General features: G+C 72.4%; 17 protein-coding genes. 7 read left to right on the forward strand and 10 right to left on the reverse strand.

Annotated elements, in window-relative coordinates; all coding sequences use genetic code 11:
* Positions 1-95 precede the first annotated feature (95 nt).
* The gene (locus ISG29_RS13730; RefSeq protein ID WP_194504019.1) at positions 96-1,100 is read right to left on the reverse strand and encodes an ABC-2 transporter permease; all 1,005 of its coding nucleotides are present in this window, start codon (positions 1,098-1,100) and stop codon (positions 96-98) included.
* Between the two features lie 52 nt (positions 1,101-1,152).
* On the opposite strand from ISG29_RS13730, the gene ISG29_RS13735 reads away from it, so the two are divergent.
* From ISG29_RS13735 to ISG29_RS13745, 3 genes are all read left to right on the forward strand, one after another.
* Complete coding sequence (locus tag ISG29_RS13735; protein ID WP_194504020.1) at positions 1,153-1,716, forward strand: TetR/AcrR family transcriptional regulator; 564 nt, start codon at positions 1,153-1,155, stop codon at positions 1,714-1,716.
* Between the two features lie 135 nt (positions 1,717-1,851).
* Positions 1,852-2,367: a VOC family protein gene (locus tag ISG29_RS13740; protein WP_194504021.1), complete on the forward strand. Its 516-nt coding sequence runs from the start codon at positions 1,852-1,854 to the stop codon at positions 2,365-2,367.
* A gap of 21 nt (positions 2,368-2,388) precedes the next feature.
* Complete coding sequence (locus ISG29_RS13745; RefSeq protein WP_194504022.1) at positions 2,389-4,026, forward strand: dihydroxyacetone kinase subunit DhaK; 1,638 nt, start codon at positions 2,389-2,391, stop codon at positions 4,024-4,026.
* Positions 4,027-4,058: 32 nt separating this feature from the next.
* Here the strand turns inward: ISG29_RS13745 and ISG29_RS13750 are convergent, their stop codons facing one another.
* Positions 4,059-5,444 carry an FAD-binding oxidoreductase gene (locus tag ISG29_RS13750; protein ID WP_194504023.1) on the reverse strand — a complete coding sequence of 462 codons (1,386 nt, stop codon included), beginning with the start codon at positions 5,442-5,444 and terminating at the stop codon, positions 4,059-4,061.
* A 549-nt stretch (positions 5,445-5,993) separates the two neighbouring features.
* Between ISG29_RS13750 and ISG29_RS13755 the strand changes: the two genes are divergently transcribed.
* Positions 5,994-7,235, forward strand: a complete 1,242-nt coding sequence (locus tag ISG29_RS13755) for a DUF6880 family protein (RefSeq protein ID WP_194504024.1) — start codon at positions 5,994-5,996, stop codon at positions 7,233-7,235.
* A 337-nt stretch (positions 7,236-7,572) separates the two neighbouring features.
* Here ISG29_RS13755 and ISG29_RS13760 read toward each other — a convergent pair whose 3' ends face one another.
* The 3 genes from ISG29_RS13760 to ISG29_RS13770 all read right to left on the reverse strand — a co-directional run bounded on the left by ISG29_RS13760 (position 7,573) and on the right by ISG29_RS13770 (position 8,690).
* Entirely contained in the window at positions 7,573-7,737 is a 165-nt protein-coding gene (locus ISG29_RS13760) for a hypothetical protein (RefSeq protein WP_207793124.1), read from the reverse strand.
* A 70-nt stretch (positions 7,738-7,807) separates the two neighbouring features.
* Positions 7,808-8,245 carry a nucleotidyl transferase AbiEii/AbiGii toxin family protein gene (locus tag ISG29_RS13765; RefSeq protein ID WP_194504026.1) on the reverse strand — a complete coding sequence of 146 codons (438 nt, stop codon included), beginning with the start codon at positions 8,243-8,245 and terminating at the stop codon, positions 7,808-7,810.
* Positions 8,235-8,690: a hypothetical protein gene (locus tag ISG29_RS13770; protein WP_207793125.1), complete on the reverse strand. Its 456-nt coding sequence runs from the start codon at positions 8,688-8,690 to the stop codon at positions 8,235-8,237. The genes ISG29_RS13765 and ISG29_RS13770 overlap by 11 nt, the downstream gene beginning before the upstream one ends.
* A gap of 463 nt (positions 8,691-9,153) precedes the next feature.
* On the opposite strand from ISG29_RS13770, the gene ISG29_RS13775 reads away from it, so the two are divergent.
* Positions 9,154-9,750 carry a hypothetical protein gene (locus ISG29_RS13775; RefSeq protein ID WP_194504027.1) on the forward strand — a complete coding sequence of 199 codons (597 nt, stop codon included), beginning with the start codon at positions 9,154-9,156 and terminating at the stop codon, positions 9,748-9,750.
* On the opposite strand, the gene ISG29_RS13780 is transcribed toward ISG29_RS13775, so the two are convergent.
* Positions 9,714-12,575, reverse strand: a complete 2,862-nt coding sequence (locus ISG29_RS13780) for an AAA family ATPase (protein WP_194504028.1) — start codon at positions 12,573-12,575, stop codon at positions 9,714-9,716. The two genes, ISG29_RS13775 and ISG29_RS13780, sit on opposite strands and share 37 nt — an antisense overlap.
* Before the next feature lie 415 nt (positions 12,576-12,990).
* Positions 12,991-14,505, reverse strand: a complete 1,515-nt coding sequence (locus ISG29_RS13785; protein ID WP_194504029.1) for a DEAD/DEAH box helicase — start codon at positions 14,503-14,505, stop codon at positions 12,991-12,993.
* Between the two features lie 198 nt (positions 14,506-14,703).
* Between ISG29_RS13785 and ISG29_RS13790 the strand changes: the two genes are divergently transcribed.
* Positions 14,704-15,120 (forward strand): Fur family transcriptional regulator, encoded by a 417-nt coding sequence (locus ISG29_RS13790; protein ID WP_194504030.1) that lies wholly within the window; start codon positions 14,704-14,706, stop codon positions 15,118-15,120.
* On the opposite strand, the gene ISG29_RS13795 is transcribed toward ISG29_RS13790, so the two are convergent.
* The gene (locus tag ISG29_RS13795; protein WP_194504031.1) at positions 15,114-16,145 is read right to left on the reverse strand and encodes an intradiol ring-cleavage dioxygenase; all 1,032 of its coding nucleotides are present in this window, start codon (positions 16,143-16,145) and stop codon (positions 15,114-15,116) included. The two genes, ISG29_RS13790 and ISG29_RS13795, sit on opposite strands and share 7 nt — an antisense overlap.
* A 142-nt stretch (positions 16,146-16,287) precedes the next feature.
* Between ISG29_RS13795 and ISG29_RS13800 the strand changes: the two genes are divergently transcribed.
* Positions 16,288-16,791: a DUF4232 domain-containing protein gene (locus ISG29_RS13800; protein WP_235959849.1), complete on the forward strand. Its 504-nt coding sequence runs from the start codon at positions 16,288-16,290 to the stop codon at positions 16,789-16,791.
* Positions 16,792-16,801: 10 nt separating this feature from the next.
* Here the strand turns inward: ISG29_RS13800 and ISG29_RS13805 are convergent, their stop codons facing one another.
* The gene (locus tag ISG29_RS13805; RefSeq protein WP_194504033.1) at positions 16,802-18,853 is read right to left on the reverse strand and encodes a beta-propeller domain-containing protein; all 2,052 of its coding nucleotides are present in this window, start codon (positions 18,851-18,853) and stop codon (positions 16,802-16,804) included.
* Positions 18,850-19,368, reverse strand: coding sequence for a SigE family RNA polymerase sigma factor (locus tag ISG29_RS13810; protein WP_194504034.1), 519 nt, complete (start codon positions 19,366-19,368; stop codon positions 18,850-18,852). The genes ISG29_RS13805 and ISG29_RS13810 overlap by 4 nt, the downstream gene beginning before the upstream one ends.
* Between the last annotated feature and the right edge of the window lie 23 nt (positions 19,369-19,391).

Below are 19,391 nucleotides of genomic sequence, written 5' to 3' on the forward strand. Positions count from 1 at the left end.
CTAGCGGCGTCCGACCTCCAGTGTCGGCTCCACGCGCACGACCCTCGTCGGGGAGGCGCACTGAGCACGGCCGTGAACCGGGCGGGCGAGCCGGGTCACGCGCGGCGACGTCGCAGCGCGGCACCCAGCAGTGCGACAGCGGCACCGAGCACGGCGTATCCCGCGACGAGCGCCACGCGTGGCGCCACACCGACCGCGTCGAAGTAGACGATGCGCCGGATCGCCTCGGTACCCGCCCCGTTCGGGATCCACGGTCCGATGCCGCGCCAGAAGGCGGGCAGCAGAGGGGTCTGGTAGGCGCCGCCGGCACTGGGGTTGCCGAGCACCACGAAGAGCAGGATCGTGACCCCGATGCCGATCGTGCCCAAGAGCACCTGGAGGGCCAAGGTGACGCACGAGGCGGCCAGCACGAGGAGGGCGCCGATGCCCGCGAGCGCCCAGAAGTGACCGGTGAGCGCGCCGAGCCAGGTGTCCACGACCAGGGCTCCGCCCAGCCCGCCGAGCAACGCGTGCGGCACGAGCAGCGCGAGCCTCGAGGCCACCTCCCGCACCCCGCGCGGGGTGCCGGTCATGACGCCGAGCGCCGCCGACATCAGGTAGCCGCCGACCAGCAGCCCGAGCACGAGGTAGAACCCGGTGAGGCCTCGGGCGTCGCCCGACTGGAGCGGCACGACATCGGTGGTGGTGTAGGTGCGCTGCTGCTGAGTCTCCACGCTGGTCGCGACCTGCTCGACGGCGGTCACCAGCGAGGATCCGCCGCCCGAGGCGATCAGCAGCTCATCGGTGCTGCCGTCGGCGTCGATCACCAGGGCCGCGACCAGGTGATCGTGCTCGATCAGCCGCACGGCCTCGGCCCGGCTCTTGACGGCGCGGGCCCCCAGCGGGTCGCCGTCGAGGGCGTCGGCCTGCGCCACCACCTCTTGGGCGGCCGCGGACGGCCCCACGACGCCGACCTGGAGGTCGTGCGCGGCCGGCGCATGGAACGCACCGACGTAGGAGGCGATGAATCCCAGCTGCAGCAACAGCACGGCCGCGACCAGGAGAACGGGCGCGAGAGGGCCGCGTCGACCTTTTTCGATACTATCGGTAGCGCTACTCATGGTTTCGATAATACGATGCGCAGCAACCGATGGGAAGGAGAGGTGCACCACGATGTGTCCCCCGTCGTCGACCGGTGCGGTTCGCGGGCGGCCGCGCCGCGAGGGCGTCTCCGACGCCGTGGTGACCGCCCTGGTGCGACTGGTCGCCACCCACGGCTACGCCGGTACCAACCTCGACGCCGTGGCACGCACGGCCGGTGTCGCCAAGACCACGCTGTATCGACGCTGGCCCTCCAAGGGCGCCCTGGCCGTCGACGCGCTCGCGACGACCCTCGGCGCGCCGCCCGTCGGCGGAGTCGACGCCGCCGACGACATCCACCGTGCGGTCGACTGGCTCGCCCAACGGGTGCGCGATCTCGAAGTGCGCCGACTCCTCGTCGGCCTGGTGGCCGAGGCCGGAGTCGACGACGACGTGCGGCGCGCACTGCGCCGTCGACTGCGCGACCCGGTCGCCGAGCGACTGGTCGACCGCTGGGGCCTGGAGCCGGGCGAGGTCGACCTGGCCGTCGACCTGGTGGTCGGCACCCTGCTGCACCGGCTCGCCCTCAACGGCGAGATCACCGCCGAGGACGCCGAGAGGGTCACCCGCATCGTCACGGGCCTGGTCGACCGCTGAGTCCAGCGCACATCGCCAGGCGACGCGACCACCCCGGGCATCGACCATCGGCGCCGCGAGGTCGTAGCCCGCCGTGCCCACGACGAACATCTCGCGCTAGGATCTAGTTGAATATCGAACTAGATGGAGTGAGCCATGTCTGTCCCCGCCGTACGCCTCAACCACGCAGTGCTCTTCGTCGCCGACCTCGAGCGGAGCCTGGCCTTCTACTCCGCCGCCTTCGACATGCAGGTCGTGGCCCGCGAGCCCCGGGCGAACGCCGCCTTCCTGCGGTTGCCGCTCTCGGGCAACCACCACGACCTCGGCCTCTTCGGCGTCGGCACGCAGCCGCCGCGGCCCCGCGGCGCGATCGGGCTCTACCACTTGGCCTGGCAGGTCGACACCCTCGACGATCTCGATCGGGCCCGCGTCACCCTGGCCGAGCTCGGGGCTCTGACCGGCGAGTCGAGCCACGGCGCCACCAAGAGCGTCTACGCCGCGGACCCCGACGGCAACGAGTTCGAGGTCATGTGGATGCTGCCGCGCGAGGAGTGGGGAGCCTTCGAGAACTCCGCCCCCATCGAGCGGCTCGACCTCGCCGGGGATCTCGACCGGTGGTCGGGCGTCCGCACCGCGCACGAGCTCGATCGGGGAGCCCCCACGGGCGGCTGAGCGCCCCACTAGGTTCGCGGTATGAGTACCTCGCGCTTCTTCAACGATCCCCAGCACACCGTCGCCGAGATGCTCGACGCGCTCGCATCGTGCCGGCCGCTGCGTCGCAGCGACGGGGACGGCGTGCAGGCCGTCGTGGCGGAGAACCACGACCCGCGAAGGGTGGCGGTGGTCTCCGGCGGTGGATCCGGGCACGAGCCGGCGCATGCCGGCCTCGTCGGCGACGGCCTGCTCACGGCTGCGGTGTGCGGGGCGTTCTTCGCCTCTCCGTCCGTCGAGGCGGTGCTGGCGGTGATCCGCGAGGTCACCGGCACCGGCGGGTGTCTGCTGGTGGTGAAGAACTACACCGGCGACCGGCTCAACTTCGGGCTCGCCGCCGAGCGCGCCCGCGCCGAGGGGCTCGCCGTCGAGGTCGTGCTCGTGGCCGACGACATCGCCCTGCCTGACAACCCGCAACCCCGTGGGCTCGCCGGCACCGTGCTCGTGCACAAGGTCGCCGGCGACCTCGCGCGCGCCGGCGCGCCGCTCTCCGAGGTCGCCACCGCGGCACGTGCGATCGCCGACGACGTCGCCACCCTCAGCCTCTCGCTCACCTCGGCCCTGCTGCCCGGGCAGAGCGAGGAGCGCCGCACGGCCGAGCTCGGGCTCGGCATCCACAACGAGCCCGGCGCCCGCGCCATCGACCCCGCCGGCGCACACGAGGCGATGAGCGAGGTGCTGGAGCCCCTCCTCGCCGTGGTCGACGAGCGTCATGGCCCCGAGACGCCCCTGGTCGCCCTGCTCAACGACACCGGCTCGTGCTCCACCCAGGAGCTCACCGTGCTCGCCGGGGAGCTGCTCACCGCCCTCGGTGACCGACTGCGCCTCCTCGTCGGTCCCGCGCCGCTCATGACGTCGGTCGACATGCACGGCTTCTCGGTGACCCTCGCTGTGTGGAGCGAAGAACGTGACGCCGCGCTGACCAGCCCGGTCGGCGTCCCGGACTGGCCGGCCGTCCAGCACCCTCGACCCATCACCACCTTCACTCCGCGGCCCGCCGACGAGCCCGAGTGGGGTACCGGTGAGCGCGACGACGCCGTCGCGGCCGCGCTGCGAGCCGGGGCCCAAGCCGTCGTGGACGCGCGCGCCGACCTGGACGCCCTCGACGCGCGGGTCGGGGACGGCGACGCCGGCGCCACCCTCGAGGCCGGCGCCCGGGGCGTGCTCGAGGCGCTCGACGCCGACCGACTCTCCACCGGATCCCCCGACCGGCTGGCCACCGAGCTCGCGGCCGTCGTCGCGCGCACCATGGGTGGCTCGAGCGGCGTGGTCCTCTCGATCCTCGCCACCGCGACCGCCGCCCGTCTCGCGGACGACGCTCCTCTCGCCGACGCCCTGGCCGCCGGCATCGAGCGGGTGACCGAGCACGGTGGCGCCCACGTCGGCGACCGCACCCTGCTCGACGCCCTCGCCCCCGCCCGCCAAGCCCTCGCCGACGGTGGCGACGCCGTCGCCGCGGCCCGCGCGGGTCGCGAGGGCGCCGACACGACCGCCTCGGTCACCCGCACCATCGCCGGCCGTTCGAGCTACCTGCGCCCGGAGGATCTCGACGGCGTGGTCGACCCCGGCGCCGAGGCCGTCGCCCGGTTCCTCGCGGGCTGGGCGGGCGCCGTCCACTGACCCGACGCACCGCCGTCCTCGCCGCGAGGGAGTCAGAGCACCTTGCCGGGGTTGAAGACGTCGAGGGGGTCGAGGGTGCGCTTGATCGCACGCTGCACCTCGATGGCGAGGGGGTCCAGCTCGCGGCGCATGCCGTCGCGCTTGAGCAGGCCGACCCCGTGCTCGCCGGTGACCGTGCCGCCCAGCTCGATGGCGGCGTCGAGGATCTCCTCGAATGCCTCTTGGGCGGCGGCGCGGGCGACGTCGTCGCCGGGCGGGGTGATGAGCAGCGGATGCAGGTTGCCGTCGCCGGCGTGCGCGATGGTGGCCATCGTGACCCCGTGCCGGGCGGCGATGTCCACGAGCCGGGCCAGCATGGTGGGCACGGTCGAGCGCGGCACGCAGACGTCCTCGGTGAGCACCGGGCCTAGCCGCTCCAAGGCCGGGTAGGCCAGCCGGCGGGCCGCGAACAGCGCCTCGGCCTCGTCGTCGTCGGTGGAGACCAGGGCGAACAGCGGGTCGCCGACGCCGAACGCGTCGACGACGGCCCGCGCCTCGTCGTCCCCACCCGCGCCCGGGGTGTCGACGCGGGCGAGGAGCAGCGCCTCGGCCTCCGCCTCGAGTCCGAGGTGCTTCCAGTCCTCGACCGCCTCGAGGCAGCGACGGTCGAGCAACTCGAGGGCCGAGGGGGTGAGGCCGCGCCGGGTCACCTCGGCCACCGCGGTGCCCGCGTCGACGAGGCTGGAGTACGCGCCGACGACCGTGCGCGGCAGCCCGCGCGGGGCCGGGCGCAGCCGCAGCGTGGCCTCGGTGACCACGCCGAGGGTGCCCTCGGAGCCCACCATCAGCGCCGTGAGGTCGTAGCCCGCCACGCCCTTCGCCGTCCGCCGCCCCAGCTCGACCACGCTGCCGTAGCCGGCGGGCCCGCCCATGACGGCGCGCAGGCCGAGCACGTAGTCGCGGGTGACGCCGTACTTCACGCAGCACAGCCCCCCGGCGTTGGTGGCGACGTTGCCGCCGATCGTCGACCACGGCGCGCTGGCCGGGTCGGGCGGGTACCAGAGGCCGTGCTCGGCGACGGCGGCCTTGAGGTCGTCGTTGACGACGCCGGGCTGCACCCGCGCCACCAGGTTGTCGACGTCGATCTCGGTCACCGCGTTCATCCGCGCGAGGTCGAGCACGAGGCAGCCCGCGACGGCGTTCGCGCCACCCGAGAGGCCCGTCCCGGCCCCGCGGGGCACCACCGGGACGCCGAGCTCGGCGCAGACGCCGACGGCGTACGCCACCTCGGCCTCGCTGCGCGCCCGCAGCGCCACGGCGGCGGGCTCGACCGGCGCCCACTCCGCCTCGTCGTGCGAGAGCGAGGCGACCACGTCGGGGTCGGTCACCAGCCGCTCCGCGGGGATCTCGCGGCCCAGCGCCTCCAGCAGGACGGTCATGTCGCCACCGTACGGCCCCGCCCGCGAGCCGCGTGCGAACGCGGCCTTCCTGCGGCTGCTGGAGCCAGACCTGATAGTCGACGTCGAGTTCTGCAACGGTCGGGTGGTGCAGCGACGGCTTGCCCGTCGCGTGCTGCTTGTAGGTGCGGAATCGGGAGCCGAGCCAGTAGCCGGGTGGGGCGCCTTCCTCGGCGTAAGAGCGCGTCAGCGGATCCCGCGGGAACCTGTCCCCGCCGCCCGCCGCGACCGTGCGCAGCAGGTAATCGACCCCCTGCCCGGCGCGCATCGACTTGATCGTGACGGTCACCGCGACCACCTCCATCCAGGAGGTAGGTGTGCGGGCGGGACCGGTTGGCGGGCGTCAACTCAGAGTGGACGGGCGGAGGTCTCGGCCTCGGTTGCAAGAAGCGTGAAGGGAAGGTGGGTCGGTGTGAGGAGAGAAGACAGCAGCAGGTGGAGGAGGAGGAAGAAGAAGGCGAAGAGCAATATGAGGACGGAATAGAGCAGGAAGGTGGCTGAAGTGTCGGTAGTGGACGGTGGAAGGGAAGAATGACGCGCGTGAGCACCCTGGCTGACGCCGTACTCCCGCTGATTCGCACGCGGTCCGACCTTCACCGGTACAGCGCCGCGAACGCGCACGGCCGAGACATGCACGAGGCGATCGACATCCTTGAGGCCGCGATCCCCAGGACCGAGCCTGCAGAGGTCTACTCGGTCACGCACAAGGCGCTGGCGTCGTCGCTGAAGGTGATCGCCCGGGCGGATGATTCCAGCGGCATCATCGGCGATGCCTGTCGTCGCCTACTAGAACTCCACCCCAGGGCGGCGGCCGCTGCCAAGACGCCGGTCGCGAAGCTGATCGACTGGATGATGAAGTTCCAGTTCGATGACGACGAGGTCGACTACTTCGAGCTCGACCCCGTTGCCTACGCGCCGGCCCTCGGCGATACCGGCATGAAGGCCTACCGCAAGCGCCTCGCCGAGGTCGAGGCGAGCCTCGGTCCCCGCCCATCGGAAGACGATCGATGGACGTCGGGGCACTCACATGAGTGGTTCACGCTGGACTGGAACGCCCAACGGCTGGCCGTCCTCGACCACGACATCGACGCCATCATCCGGACCCACGCGAAGGACCGGAAGGTCGCGGCCTGGCTGGAGGACACGGCCGAAGCCTTCGAGGAGATCGGCGAGATCGACCACGCCATCGACTGGGCCAAGCAAGCGACCGACTTCGACCGTGGGCACCAGTCGCTCAAGGCGGCGGACTACTGGTGCGGGCTGCTGGAGGCGCATCGGCCAGCCGAGGCGCTCAGCGCGCGGCTCTCGGTATTCCGCAAGTGGCCCTCGTCGACCTCGGCGGCGCGGCTGCACAAGGCGGCGGGCAAGTCCTGGCCGGCCTATCGCGACGAGGTCGTGGCGACTCTCGCAGCGAGTCCGCGGGACGCGGTCCTGTTCGCACTGCTCACCTTGAAGGAGCCGGAGTTCGCGTGGAACCTTGCGCACTCGTTGGCGCTCGACAGCGACCACACCTGGAGCGAGCTGGTGAAGGCCTACGAGAAGGTCGACCCGATCGCCACGCTCCCGATCCACCAGCGCCTCGTCGAAAACGAGTTGGTCGAGGCCGGCGCCCAGCACTACCGACTGGCAGCGCGGAAGCTGGCGAAGATGCGGAAGCTCAGCGCTGGGTCCGACAAGGCACCCGACGTCAACGCCCTCATCGCGGACCTGCGCGAGCTCCACCGGCGTCGTCCGCGCTTGCAGCAGGAGTTCGACCGCGCCGGACTTCCCTGAGCAGCGTCAGTCTCCGTCAGCCCTCGACCTGCCGCGCGTGACCTTGACATGGGGCGGCAACGGCTCGTTCGGGTCGCTGCTCTCCTCGGCCTCCTCCGCTGCCCTCGCCTCGTCGAGAGACAGTGCGACATCGCCGGAGGTGGCGGCTCGGACGAAGTCGTCGGCCCAGTGTGGATGAGCCACGAGGGTCGGAGGCCAAGCACGAGTCGCGAGGCCGAGCTGGACCGCCTCATCGGCCCGAGCGGTGAACACGGCCATCGCGGCCTCCCGGATCTCGGCCAGTGCCGGGCTCCTGGTCGAGGCGGCGAGGTCGCGGAGCAGGAGGAGGTCGACGACGTCACGCGCGGTCGTTGATCGAGTCCGGCGGCTCGTGTGGGTCAGAGACAGCGTGGAGTTTCAAGGCGATCTGGAAGCGCATCGCGATTCCGACGAGAGCATCGGGGTCGGGCAGCCCGAAGCCGGCGAGCGGTGGCGGTTCGATGGTCTCGTGCTCATCGCTCACGCCGGCTTCATCGGGTGACACCTCGAACCGGATGCGGCGCCAGGTCACACCTCGGAGTTCAAGGATGATGTCAGAGGCGACGCGGCTTGATGATCTTGGTCGGCACGTTGACCACTTCGACCTCGCCGCGGCGAAGTGTGAGCGGCCCCCATGGCTCGTCGAGCGCCTCGTCCAAGGCGAAGATGAATCGATCGAGGTCGCCGCGGATCAGCCCGTCGACGTCCTTCGTGGTGCGAGCCGTGGCCGGCAGCCGGTGCTGGAGCAGGGTGCCACCCTTGGGCAGGAACAAGTTCCGGCCCTCGGCATCGATGGCTCGTTGCACGGCCGCGATCGCCACGGACGACGCGACGAGCCAGCCGAGTCGACCGCCTCGCGCCTCGTTGCCGAGCTTGCCCTCGGCCTGGGCGATCCAAGTGTTGAGAACCTTGGCCGAGATCGGCTCCTTGGTCTTCGGCTTCAGCGTGCGGAGGAGTGCGGCCAGCCGTGAGCCGAGGTGCTCATCGCTCACGGCGAGCCTCCAACGCTGCCGCGAGCTCGTCGCGCTCGGTTGCCTGAAGGTGACCCTGCGCGTGGCCGCGCTCGATCGCCTGGCGCAGCAGGTACGTCGGCGTGCCGTAGGTCAGGCACTGGGCGATGGCCGTCGCCGGCGTGACCGTGGGGATCTCCTGCCACCAGCCGATCTGCTTGGGGGCGAGATCCTCGTAGTGCACGACGTAGTCGTCTCCACCCGCCCTGCGGAAGCGGCGGCGCTTGCCGACGGTGAGGTGGATGCGGTTGGGGTGCACGTCGCTGATGCTGGACACGTCCAGGGCGGTCTCGTGCGACAACGCGGCTTCGGGCACCCGCGTCCACAGGACCGCGAGCATGAGGTTGTCGTGCTCTCCGACCGGGTACTGCGGGAACCGGTAGACGCCGTGGGCGGCCCGTTCGAGCGTGCCCCTGTGGACGAGCATCTAGAGCGCGTGCTTGTCGATCCCGATCTCGGTGGCCTGCCGAGCGGTCACGAAGCCGTGCTGTGTGGTGGCGATGTCCCACAGCTCGTTACGCGCCAGCGTCTTCCCGGCCATGGCAGAAGTATCACGGAATCGTGACACTACTGCCGTGGCACTCACGGTGCCCCGCCTTCGTCCTCCCGGGCGGACGCCTGGTCGAGGAGCTCGGCAGTCAGCGGGTTCACCTGCTCGTTGAACACCGTCGCGACGGTGCGGCGGAACATGTACGGGCTGACACCTTCGATGCCTCTGGCCCCGAATTCACCTGCACGATCCACGCTCGACGCGAGGAGTCTCCACACGAAACGGGTGACCCCGTCACTCCCGCACACCAACGGAGACGCCAACATTCAGGGTCCGACCCTGACGCCCCCGCACGCGCACCCGCCCGACGATCGAGTCACATCTGAGGGAGGAAACCCACATGAAGTCACGCATCACGCCGTCGTTCGTCGTCGCCTGCCTCGCGCTGGTCGTCGCCACGAGCGGCACGGCCTTCGCGGCCGGCAAGATCACCGGCGCCCAGATCGCCAAGAACGCCATCGTCAGCAAGCACGTGAAGAACGGATCGCTCAGCGCCGCCGACCTCTCCGACGCAGCCCGCGCCTCGCTCCGGGGTCAGACCGGCGAGACCGGTGCTACCGGTCCCGCCGGGCCTGCGGGCCCCCAGGGAGCCACCGGCGCCACGGGCGCGACGGGCGCCACGGGTGGTCAGGGCTCCACCGGACCGCAGGGCCCGCAAGGTCCGCAGGGGCCCAGCGGGGTGCTCGGCCTCTCGAAGGTCACCGTGGCCGACTCGGTGGTCGGCAACGCCCAGACCACCACCTGGGTCGACTGCGGCTCGAAGGTGATCCTCGAGTGGGCGTTCTCCCCCAGCGACAACCACGACAACCTCATCGGCGCCCCGAAGTACGTCTACAACGCCGGGGGCCTGCCGCAGAAGGTCGGCGTGCGGGTGCGCAACCTGGCCGGGACCGTCAACAACTACACGTTGGTCGGGCTCTGCGCCACGTCGAGCTGAGCGGCAAGCGACAGCGCGCCGGCCAGCTCCTCGCGCGAGGTGATGCCGAGCTTGCGGTAGCTGCGGGTCAGGTGCGTCTCGACCGTCTTGGGGCTGACGACGAGGCGGCGGGCGATCTCGAGGTTGCGCAGTCCCTGGGCCGCCAGCTCGACGACCCGGCGCTCACTCACGGTGAGCGAGGCCGCCCCGGAGACCGGACGACGGGCTCGCCGCGCTCCCGCGGCGGCGAGCTCGGCGTCCGCCTGCGCCGCCAGGCCGGTCGCCCCCGCGGCGACCAGCAGCTCGGCGCCCTGGGTGAGCTGGGTGCGCGCCTCGACCCGGCGTCCGCGGCGCCGCAGGAGTGACCCCAGCGCCACCCGGGCCAGCCCCTCGCGGAACCGGTTCTCCGAGGCGCTCAGCACCTCGACGGCGCGCTCGAGCAGCGCGATCGCCGTGTCGGCGTCCGAGGCGACGAGTCCGCTCAGCCGCAGCGCCTCGCCGATGAGGGGCGCCACCTCGGAGCGCTCGCACAGCGCGAGGTGCTCCGCGGCCATCGCCCGCGCCTCCTCCACCCGACCGAGGCCGAGCAGCGCAGGGATCGCGTAGACCCGCCACGGCGCCCAGGTCGGGGTGTCGACATCGATGCGCCGCACGAGGTCGCGCACCGCCTCGGCCGCGCTGAGTGCTCCGGCGTGGTCGCCGCTCGCCTCGCGCGCCACCGCGCGGCCGATCCACAACGTGGCGGCGCCGTTGGCGGGCGCGTCGGCCGGCAGCTGTTCGGGAAACGGCTCGAGCACCTCCAGCGCCTCCTCCACCCGGCCCTGCATGGCCAGGCAGTGCGCCAGTCCGCCGCTGCCCAGGATGCGCGCGAGCATGCCGCCGTTGAGGGAGGCGCCGTGGTCGAGCAGTGCGCGGAAGTGCTCCTCGGCCTCGACGAACCGTCCGCCCCAGCACTCGGCGAACCCGCGCACGAAGCTGGTCGTCACCAGGCCCACGGTCGAGCCGGATGCCGCCGCCTTCGCGAATCCCTCGTCGGTGAGACGCCGCACCTCCTCGTAGTCGCCCAGCGCCGAGAGCATGTGCCGCGCCCAGACCCACTCCGTGGTCTCCGGTGACTGCTCGGGGGTGTCCCACGGCCCGATGGCCAGGTGGGCGAGCCGCCGGATCTCCGAGGCAGGTCGACCGATACCGGCCGCATCGCTCATCTGCTGGATGGCGAAGAGCCGCTCGCCGCGGGTGGCTCCGGCCACCGCGGGACGGCGGGCCAGCAGCGCCCGCGCCGCCGCGACGCGCTCGGGCACCATGAGGCTCGAGGAGACCAGACCGGCCTCGAGCACGAGATCGGCCTCCGGGTCGGCGCCGCCCACCACGGCCAAGGCGCGCTCGAAGGTGTCGGCAGCCAGCTCGTGGAAGCCGGCGTAGGCGTACGCCGAGGCCAGCGCCTCCGCGACACGCGTCCGCTCGCCCGGGTCGGACGTCAGTTCCTCGGCCCGGCGCAGGGTGTCGACACAGCGCGGGTCGACCGCCCGGAGCTGGGCCAGCCCCAGCTCGACCAGCACCGCGGCCAGCACCGCGGCCGTCGGCGGCTCCGCGATAGCCCGCTCGAGCAGCGCGATCGCCTGCGCAGGGGCACCGTCGGCCAACGCCTGGTCGGCGGCCAGGCGCAGGATCTGCACGGCCGCCGGGTCGCGCACACCCTGGCTGTGCAGCAGGTGCGCTGCCGCACCCTGGGGGTCGCTCTCGGCGAGCAGTGCGGCCGCGCAACGGTGCAGGGCGTCACGGGCGCCGCGCTCGATCGAGGCGTAGGCGGCAGCACGCAACAGCGGATGCCGGAACGCCGGCGCGGCACCCTCGGCGAAAAGGGCGGCTCGGCGCAGGGCATCGGCTGCCCTCGCACCGACCTCGGGCGAGAGACCGGCCAGGGCGAGGGCCACGTGCCATGGGGCCAGATCGAGCACTGCCACCGCCTCGGCGAGCGTGCGCGATGCGGGCGACATCGCGCCCAGCCGCGCCACCACGGCGTCGACGACGTCGTCTGGCACGCACGCCTCGACCTGTGCTGCGGTCGGCACCTGATCGGGATCGAGCAACTCGCTGAGCGCGACCAGCAGGAACGGGTTGCCGTCGGTGGCCGCGTGGGCCGCAGCGGCCACCTCGGGCACGACCTCGCGCCCCCACCGTCGCTCGAGCAGCAGGCCCGCGGCGTCGGGCGAGAGCGGCGCGAGTCGCACGCGCACGGCGTCCCCGTCGGTCAGGAGCTCGGCCAGCGCGGGCCCCCGGTCGATCGCGGCGACCTCACGAGTGGCCACCACGACCACGACGGGCAGATCGTGCAGTCGCGGGGCGAGCGAGGCCATGAGGTGCAGCGAGGGCTCGTCGGCCCACTGCGCGTCATCGAGGATCAGGGCCATCGGCCCTCGCGCGGCGAGGGCGTCGAGCAGCCAGAACAGGCTGAACGCCACGTCGTCGACCGGCGGGGCCGTGCTGGCGTCGCCGAGCACCACGGCGAGGGCGAACCGGGCGGGGCCCTGCCGCAGACGTTCGAGCTGCTCGCCGCCGAGCGCCATCAGGTGTCGGTCGAGCAGTCGTCGCACCAGGTCGTAGGGCTGGCTCCCGCGCAACTGCCCCGCGGTGGCCGTGGCCACGGCCAGGCCGCGCTCGCGGCCGAGCTCGGCCGCACGCCGCAGCAGCGTCGTCTTGCCCACACCAGGGGCACCGACGACGACGGCGAGGCCGCCGCCTCCCGCGGTCGGCGCGCCACTGGCGGCGACCGAGTCGCACAGTGCAGCGAGCACCTCCAGCTGGCGCTCACGCTCCAGCAGCTCCGGGTACGCGCGGCCTGCCACGACGGGAGGTTACTGCCTCAGACGACTCAGGGCCCATGCCCAGTCCACGCGCTCCTGCTCGAGACGGACGCCGCGACTCAGGCGGGGCTGCCACGACGTCACTCGCCGGGCCGACCTCCGCCAAGGAACCAGCCTCATCGACATCATCGGGATCCAGCACGAGCTCGAGGATCTGCTCGGCGTGCACGTCGACCTGGTTCCTCGCCCAGGCCTCGAGGAGCGCGTTCGGGCGCGTGCGACCCGTGACCGGATCGCCGTATGAAGCGCTCCGACGCCGGCGCTCTCGACGACATCGCCGGTATGCGGGATCTTCTCGCTCACCACTACTTGGCCACGGACCCGGGCGTGATCTAGGCGGTCATCGACAACGACCTGCCCCGTCTGGAAGAGGCGATCCCGCGCATGCGGTCGCGCGTCAGCGACCCCGGCTGAACGACGCGGCGCTGTGGCCGCGCTGGGACGACGCCGACGAGGCACCGCTGCGCGACCGGCCACTGCGGTTGCCGCCTTGCGAGCGGTTGCCGCCGTTGCCCTGGCCACCCTGGCCACCCTGGGGTGCGCCGCCACCGTTGCCGCCGCGGCGACGATTGCGCTTGCGCGGGGAGCCACCACCGGGCTTGGTCGAGCCCGGCTCGTTGCCCCGCGACCTCGGGCCGGACTTCGGCGCACCGCCACTCCTCTGACCCGACTTCTGGCCACTCTTCTGACCCGACTTCTGGCCACTCTTCTGGGTGGCCTGCTGGGTCGGCGCGACGAACGCACCGGGCCGCGACCGCTCCCCCGGCGCCAGTTCGGCGAGGACGGCGTGCGAGGCGCCGGCGATGCGCGTGGTCGTCGGCTTGATGCCGGCGGCCTTGGTGAGCTGCTGCACGTCGCGGCGCTGCTCGGAGGTCATCAGCGTCACGACCGTGCCTTCGTTGCCGGCGCGGGCGGTGCGCCCCGAGCGGTGCAGGTAGGCCTTGTGCTCGGTCGGCGGGTCGGCGTGCACGACGAGCGACACATCGTCGACGTGGATGCCGCGGGCCGCGATGTCGGTGGCCACCAGCGCGGTCGCCTGGCCGGAGTGGAAGGCGTCCATGTTGCGGGTGCGGGCGTTCTGGCCGAGGTTGCCGTGCAGCTCGACGGCCGGCACGCCCTCGCGGTTGAGCTGGCGGGCCAGCGCCTTGGCGCGGTGCTTGGTGCGGGTGAACACCACGGTGCGACCCGGCGCACTGACCAGGTCGACCAGGATCGGCAGCCGGTGCTCGTGGTCGATGTGCAGCACGTGGTGGGTCATCGTGGCCACCGGCGACTGGGCGGAGTCGGCCTCGTGGGTCACCGGCTTGCGCATGAACTCGCGCACAAGCTTGTCGACGCCGCGGTCGAGGGTGGCCGAGAAGAGCAGTCGCTGGCCGGCGTCCGGCGTGGCCCGCAGGAGGCGCTGCACGCCGGGCAGGAAGCCGAGGTCGGCCATGTGGTCGGCCTCGTCGAGCACGGTGATCTCGACGTCGGCGAGCGAGCAGTGGCCCTGGCCGATGAGATCCTCGAGCCGGCCGGGGCAGGCGACGACGATGTCGACACCGCGGCGCAGCGCCTGCACCTGCGGGTTCTGGCCGACGCCGCCGAACACGGTGCGCGTCGAGAGACCGGCCGCCTGGGCCAGCGGGCGCAGCGAGTCGTCGATCTGGCCGACCAGCTCGCGCGTCGGGGCCAGGATGAGCGCGCGGGGCCGGGTGGCCTGCGCGCGTCGTCCACCCTCGAGGCGGGCCACCAGCGGCAGCAGGAAGGCGAAGGTCTTGCCCGACCCGGTGCGGCCGCGGCCGAGCACGTCGCGCCCGGCGAGGGCGTCGGGCAGCGTCGCCGCCTGGATGGGGGTGGGGTCGGTGATACCGAGACCGGAGAGCACGGAGTCCAGGCGCGCGGGCACGCCGAGGTCGCTGAAGGAAGACAAGAGAGGTCGCAATCGATCGGGTGTCCCACCGAACCGTCGGGCCCGCAGGTTGCGGGACGGCGACGCGCGGAGCAGGTCGTGACGCTGCTGCTGTACCCCTGCCGAGGCCGGGGGACGCGCGGACAGCTCGCGGTGGGAACCGGTGCGAACTGTGGTTCCACCCTAGCCCAGCGCTGCCGCCCGGCTAGCATCGCCGACATGTCCGAGCCCGTGTCGTCCGCCACGTCCGAACCGCGCCGCGACACCCCGCAACGCCGCCTCGTGCGCGACCGGTTGGCCTCCTCGGACTCCTTCGCCAGCGCCCAGCAGCTCTTCGACGGCCTGCGCTCGGACGGCGAGAAGATCGGCCTAGCGACCGTCTACCGCACGCTCCAGGCGATGACCGACGCCGGCGAGGTCGACACCGTGCGCACCGACGAGGGCGAGGCGATGTACCGCATGTGCGGCACCGCCCACCACCATCACCTGATCTGCCGCGACTGCGGGCTGACGGTCGAGATCGAAGGCCCCAGCGTGGAGCGCTGGGCGACGCAGGCCGCACAGGACCACGGCTTCACCGACGTGACGCACGTCGTGGAGCTCTTCGGCCGCTGCGCCTCCTGCTCGGGTCACTGACCCGGCGGCGTGCCCTCCGGTGCACCCGACGGCGGCGTACCCCCGCCCGGAGGCGGGCCACCGGCGTCCCCGCTCGATGACCCGGCGGGCGCACCGCCGGTGCCACCCGAGCTCGAGTCGGTGGTGGTGTCGATGGCCACGTCGAGGGTCGCGGTGTAGCCCTTCGTCGGGTTGCCCGTGAAGGTCGGCACCTCGAGCTTCCAGTCGCCGTCGCCGAAGATACCGTCGTCGGAGATCTTCGTGCCGACACCGGCGAGGTTCTCGGTGGAGCCGGCGTACGCGTCGAGCTGGTAGACGCGCTCGAGCAGTTTCGGCGGGAAGGCGAGCTGCGAGGTCGCGATCGCGTTCGAGACGTCGGTGGCGGAGTCGAGGTCGGGGTAGACCTCGAAGTGGATGTGCGGCCAGCGGCCCTGGTAGCAGCCGGGCACGATGGTCTGGAACGTCAGCTCGCCGTCGGCGTCGGCGACCTGCATGCCGCGCAGGAAGGTGTCGTCCTCGACGCCCGAGGTGTACATCGAGTACTCGCCTTGCGCATTGCACTGCCAGGCGTAGAGCACCGCGTCCTCGAAAGGCGCGTCGTCTCCTGCCATGTCGATGAGCTTGAACGTGAGCGCCAGCGGCACGCCGGCCACTGCGCCCGAGCCGTCGAGGTTGGTGGTGATGTCGCTGCGCACGATGCCGGACTCGGTGAGCACGTTGAGGTCGCTGGTGCCGTCGGCCGGGTAGGGGCCGTTGGTCTCCTCGGGGATCTCCCCCTCGCTCGTGGAGCCCGCGCCGCCCGCACCGGACGACGCGCTGGTCGAGGAGCCGGCGTCGATGACCTTGGTGTCGGAGCTGCCGCACGCCGCGAGCGCGAGACCGCCGACCCCGAGACCCACCATGCCGAGGATCCGGCGGCGGCTGAGGATCGTCGTCGCATCGAAGCCGGCCCCCTGGTCGATCACCTCGTCGTCGGGGCGCGGGAGCAGCCGGCCCTCGTACGCGGGCCCCTGCGGGGACGGGTCGGGAACGGGTGAGTTGCTCATGTCGTGGCCTCTCGGTCTCGGGGTCACGGCGTGTCGGTTGCCGATGGGACCACCGTGGCGATACTGACTGTGCGTTCGATGTGAACACCCTGGTGGGCCGGTGTGACCGCAACCCCTGGCGCCCCGGCGGCGTCTCATGCACATGCGACGCGTGGTGACCACCCTGCTCGTGCTGCCCGCAGTGGCGGCGTGCACGAGTCACGCGGACCCACCACCGGCGCCGAGACCCGCAACGGCCCGTGCGACCGCGTCCTGCACGTCCTCCGAGCTCCGCGTGACCCTCGCCGGCCAGGAGGGAGCCGGCGGCCACCTCGCGCACCTGGTGCGGGTGACGCCGACCGGTGAGACGCCCTGCCGACTCCCCCGATCCCCGGACGCCGTGACCGTCACGACCACCGCGGGCGGCGACGTCCGCGCCGAGGCGGGCTCGTCCTTCCCCATGGTCCGGCTCGACACCCTCGCGCCAGGCGGTGCCCCTGCCACGCTGGTGGTCGAGACCGACACGAGCTGTCGGCACCCCCGACGGCCCATACGCAGCATCGAGATCTCGCTGGCCGACGGGGATGTCGCCCTGCACCTGCGCCGAGGCCAGCGCTTCGATCTGGGGTGCGGCGTCCGCTCCTCCGACTTCGGCGTCTGGCAGTGACCGGCGGCGTTCAGTCGAGCCGCAGGAAACGCACGTCCTCGCCGGTGACGAGCGCGACCTTGCCGTCGGGCAGACCGATCACTCGCACCGCCGCGACGTCGGAGCCGTGCTCGACCTCGAGCATGCGGTGCTGCAACCGCTGGTCGGCGAGCTCGTCGATCGAGAGGTACCCGGTGTCACCGTGCCGGATGAGCGTGACGACGGTCCGGTGCTCGGGCAGCCACGTGAGCGCCCTCGGGTCGGACTCCGCCTGCGGATAGGTGTTGCGGGCGTAGTGGATGGTGTCGAGCGGCTTCACCTCGCTCAGGTCGTGCACACCGAAGAGACCGAGCTGCGCGCCCCAGCCCCCGCCGTCCGCCTTCGGTCGCGGACCCTCGCCCACCCCCACGAGGCGGAACCGACCCAACGGCTGGAGGAAGCCGGAGTAGCCGGGCAGCGTCAACTCCGAGTGGATGCTGGGGTTCTTGCCGCGCAGGTCGATCACGTAGAGCGGGTCGACCTGGCGGTAGGTGACCACGAGCGCGAGGTTGCGCTGCCAGCGCACCGACCTCACCTCCTCGAAGCGGTGACCCACGCCGTCGAGCCGCCCGGTCTCGACGAGCCGGTCGTCGCGGCGGTGGAAGAGCACGATCGAGTTCGTGCGCGCGGTCTCCGACGACGGACGCACGAGCACGCGCAGCTCGTGGCCGGAGTAGTCCATCGACCAACGGTCGCGGATGGTCCCCTCGACCTCACCCGAGGCGACACTCACGGCTTGGTCGTCGGTCAGGTCGAACTCGAAGAGGTAGGTCGTGCCACCGCTGACGGGGCGGATCGTGTCGATCATCGGGCAGCCGAAGCAGCCGCCCCCTCCTCCCCCGCTGGAGGCGAGGAACAGGGCATCGGCCGACTGGTAGCTGATGGTCGTGTCGCCGGCCAGCCCGAATGCGCGCGGAGCGGCCGGGTCGGCCGTGGCGAACGTGACGACGGTGGTGGTGTCGAGCGGCACCTCGCGCTGCGGGACGGCGACCGTGTCGCAGTCGAGCAGGTCGGCCCTGCCGCCTCGGGCGTTGCCCGCGTTGCCCGCGTTATAGGTCGGCAGCCAGTCGGCCAGCGTGCTGCGCCGCACGGCGCGACGGTTGCGTTCGGCCGCCTGCTTCGTGGTGACCCCGCGGTGCGGGTGGGTGAAGTCGAGGTCGGGCAGCCCGCTGTCGAGCACGAGCCGGACGACGCCCTCGCCCGCCGCGCCGGTCTGCCGCGCCGCCTCGACCCGGGCCGAGTAGGTCACCTCGTCGGTGATCGCCGGCTCGGTCGGGTCGGAGAGGTCGACGCTCAGCACCCGGCTGCCGCGTCGTTCGCCGGTCATCGGGTCGCGGGGACTGGTCGGATCGGCACCGATCACCAGCACGCGCTCGCTGCCCGGTTCACCGTCGAGCAGCAGCTCGCCCTCGCGCACGCCGTCGACGGGCAGCGTCGAGAGCCGCTTCACGTGCTCGCCGGTCACGTCGTAGGCGACCAGCTGGCTGCCGCGCAGTCGCACCAGCAACGACCCGTCGGTCTTGACGGTGTCGGGCTCGTCGACCGCGGCCTCCTGCGTGTTGGTGCCCGTGCCGCTGGCGGTGCGGCGCTGCACGCCGAAGCCTGCGTCGGCCATGCCCTGCTGCGCGGTGGTGGGGGCCGGGGCCCGCGCATTGTCGGCGAGCTCTGCAGCCGGGTAGAGCCGGTGAAGGTACGGCGACATCTGGCCATCCCAGCCGTAGGGCCCCACCAGACCCAGCGCGCGCTGGCGGTAGGTGGCGAGCAGATCGCCGCAGGAATCCGCCGGCTGGAGGTCGGCGTGGAAGGCCACCGGCGCCAGGTCGGTCACCGGAGTCGTCCCGCCGACGACCGGCCCGTCGTCCGAGGTCGGGCGGGTGAGCTGCCCCCCGGCCACGAACGCGGCACTCAACGCGGCCACGGCGCCGACGGCGACCAGGGGTCGCAGCCTCCGGGCGCGCCGCCGGCGCCGAGCGGAGCGCAGCACCTCAGCGGTCGGCGGGCTACCGGCGTCCAGGTCGTTCCAGAGGTTCTCGAGGTCGCTCATGAGGGGTCTCCGATGTCGAGGAGGTGCCGGTCGCGGGCCAATGCGGCCAGGGCGCGGGAGAGGCGGCTCTTCACGGTGCCGGCCGGGACACCGAGCGCGGCGGCGGTCTGCGCCTCGCTGAGTTGCACGAAGTAGCGCAGCGTCACCACCTCGCGCTGGGTCTTCGAGAGTCCGGCCAACGCCCGGTGCACGGCGTCGGCGGTTGCCACCTGGTCGGTGCGGTCGCGCGCGGGATGGTCGTCGAGGTGGTCGGCAGGGTCGGCCTCGCTGCGCTGCTTCCACCACCGCGAGCGGCGATTGTCACGGAAGGCGTTGACCAGCATCCGGTAGACGTAGGCCTCGCGGCGCTCGGCGCCGTCGACCTGCGCCCACTTGTCGTAGCAGCGCACCAGGGTGGTCTGGGCGAGATCCTGCGCCTCGTGCGGGTCGGCACCGAGGAACACGGCGGCGCGCACGAGGTCGCGCCACGACGCGTCGACGAACGCGGCGTAGGCGGCCTCCTCCTGGGTGTCCACGGCGTTACGACGTGAGCCGACGA

This window comes from Nocardioides acrostichi (genome assembly GCF_015319165.1).
In the GTDB taxonomy this organism is placed as follows: domain Bacteria; phylum Actinomycetota; class Actinomycetes; order Propionibacteriales; family Nocardioidaceae; genus Nocardioides; species Nocardioides acrostichi.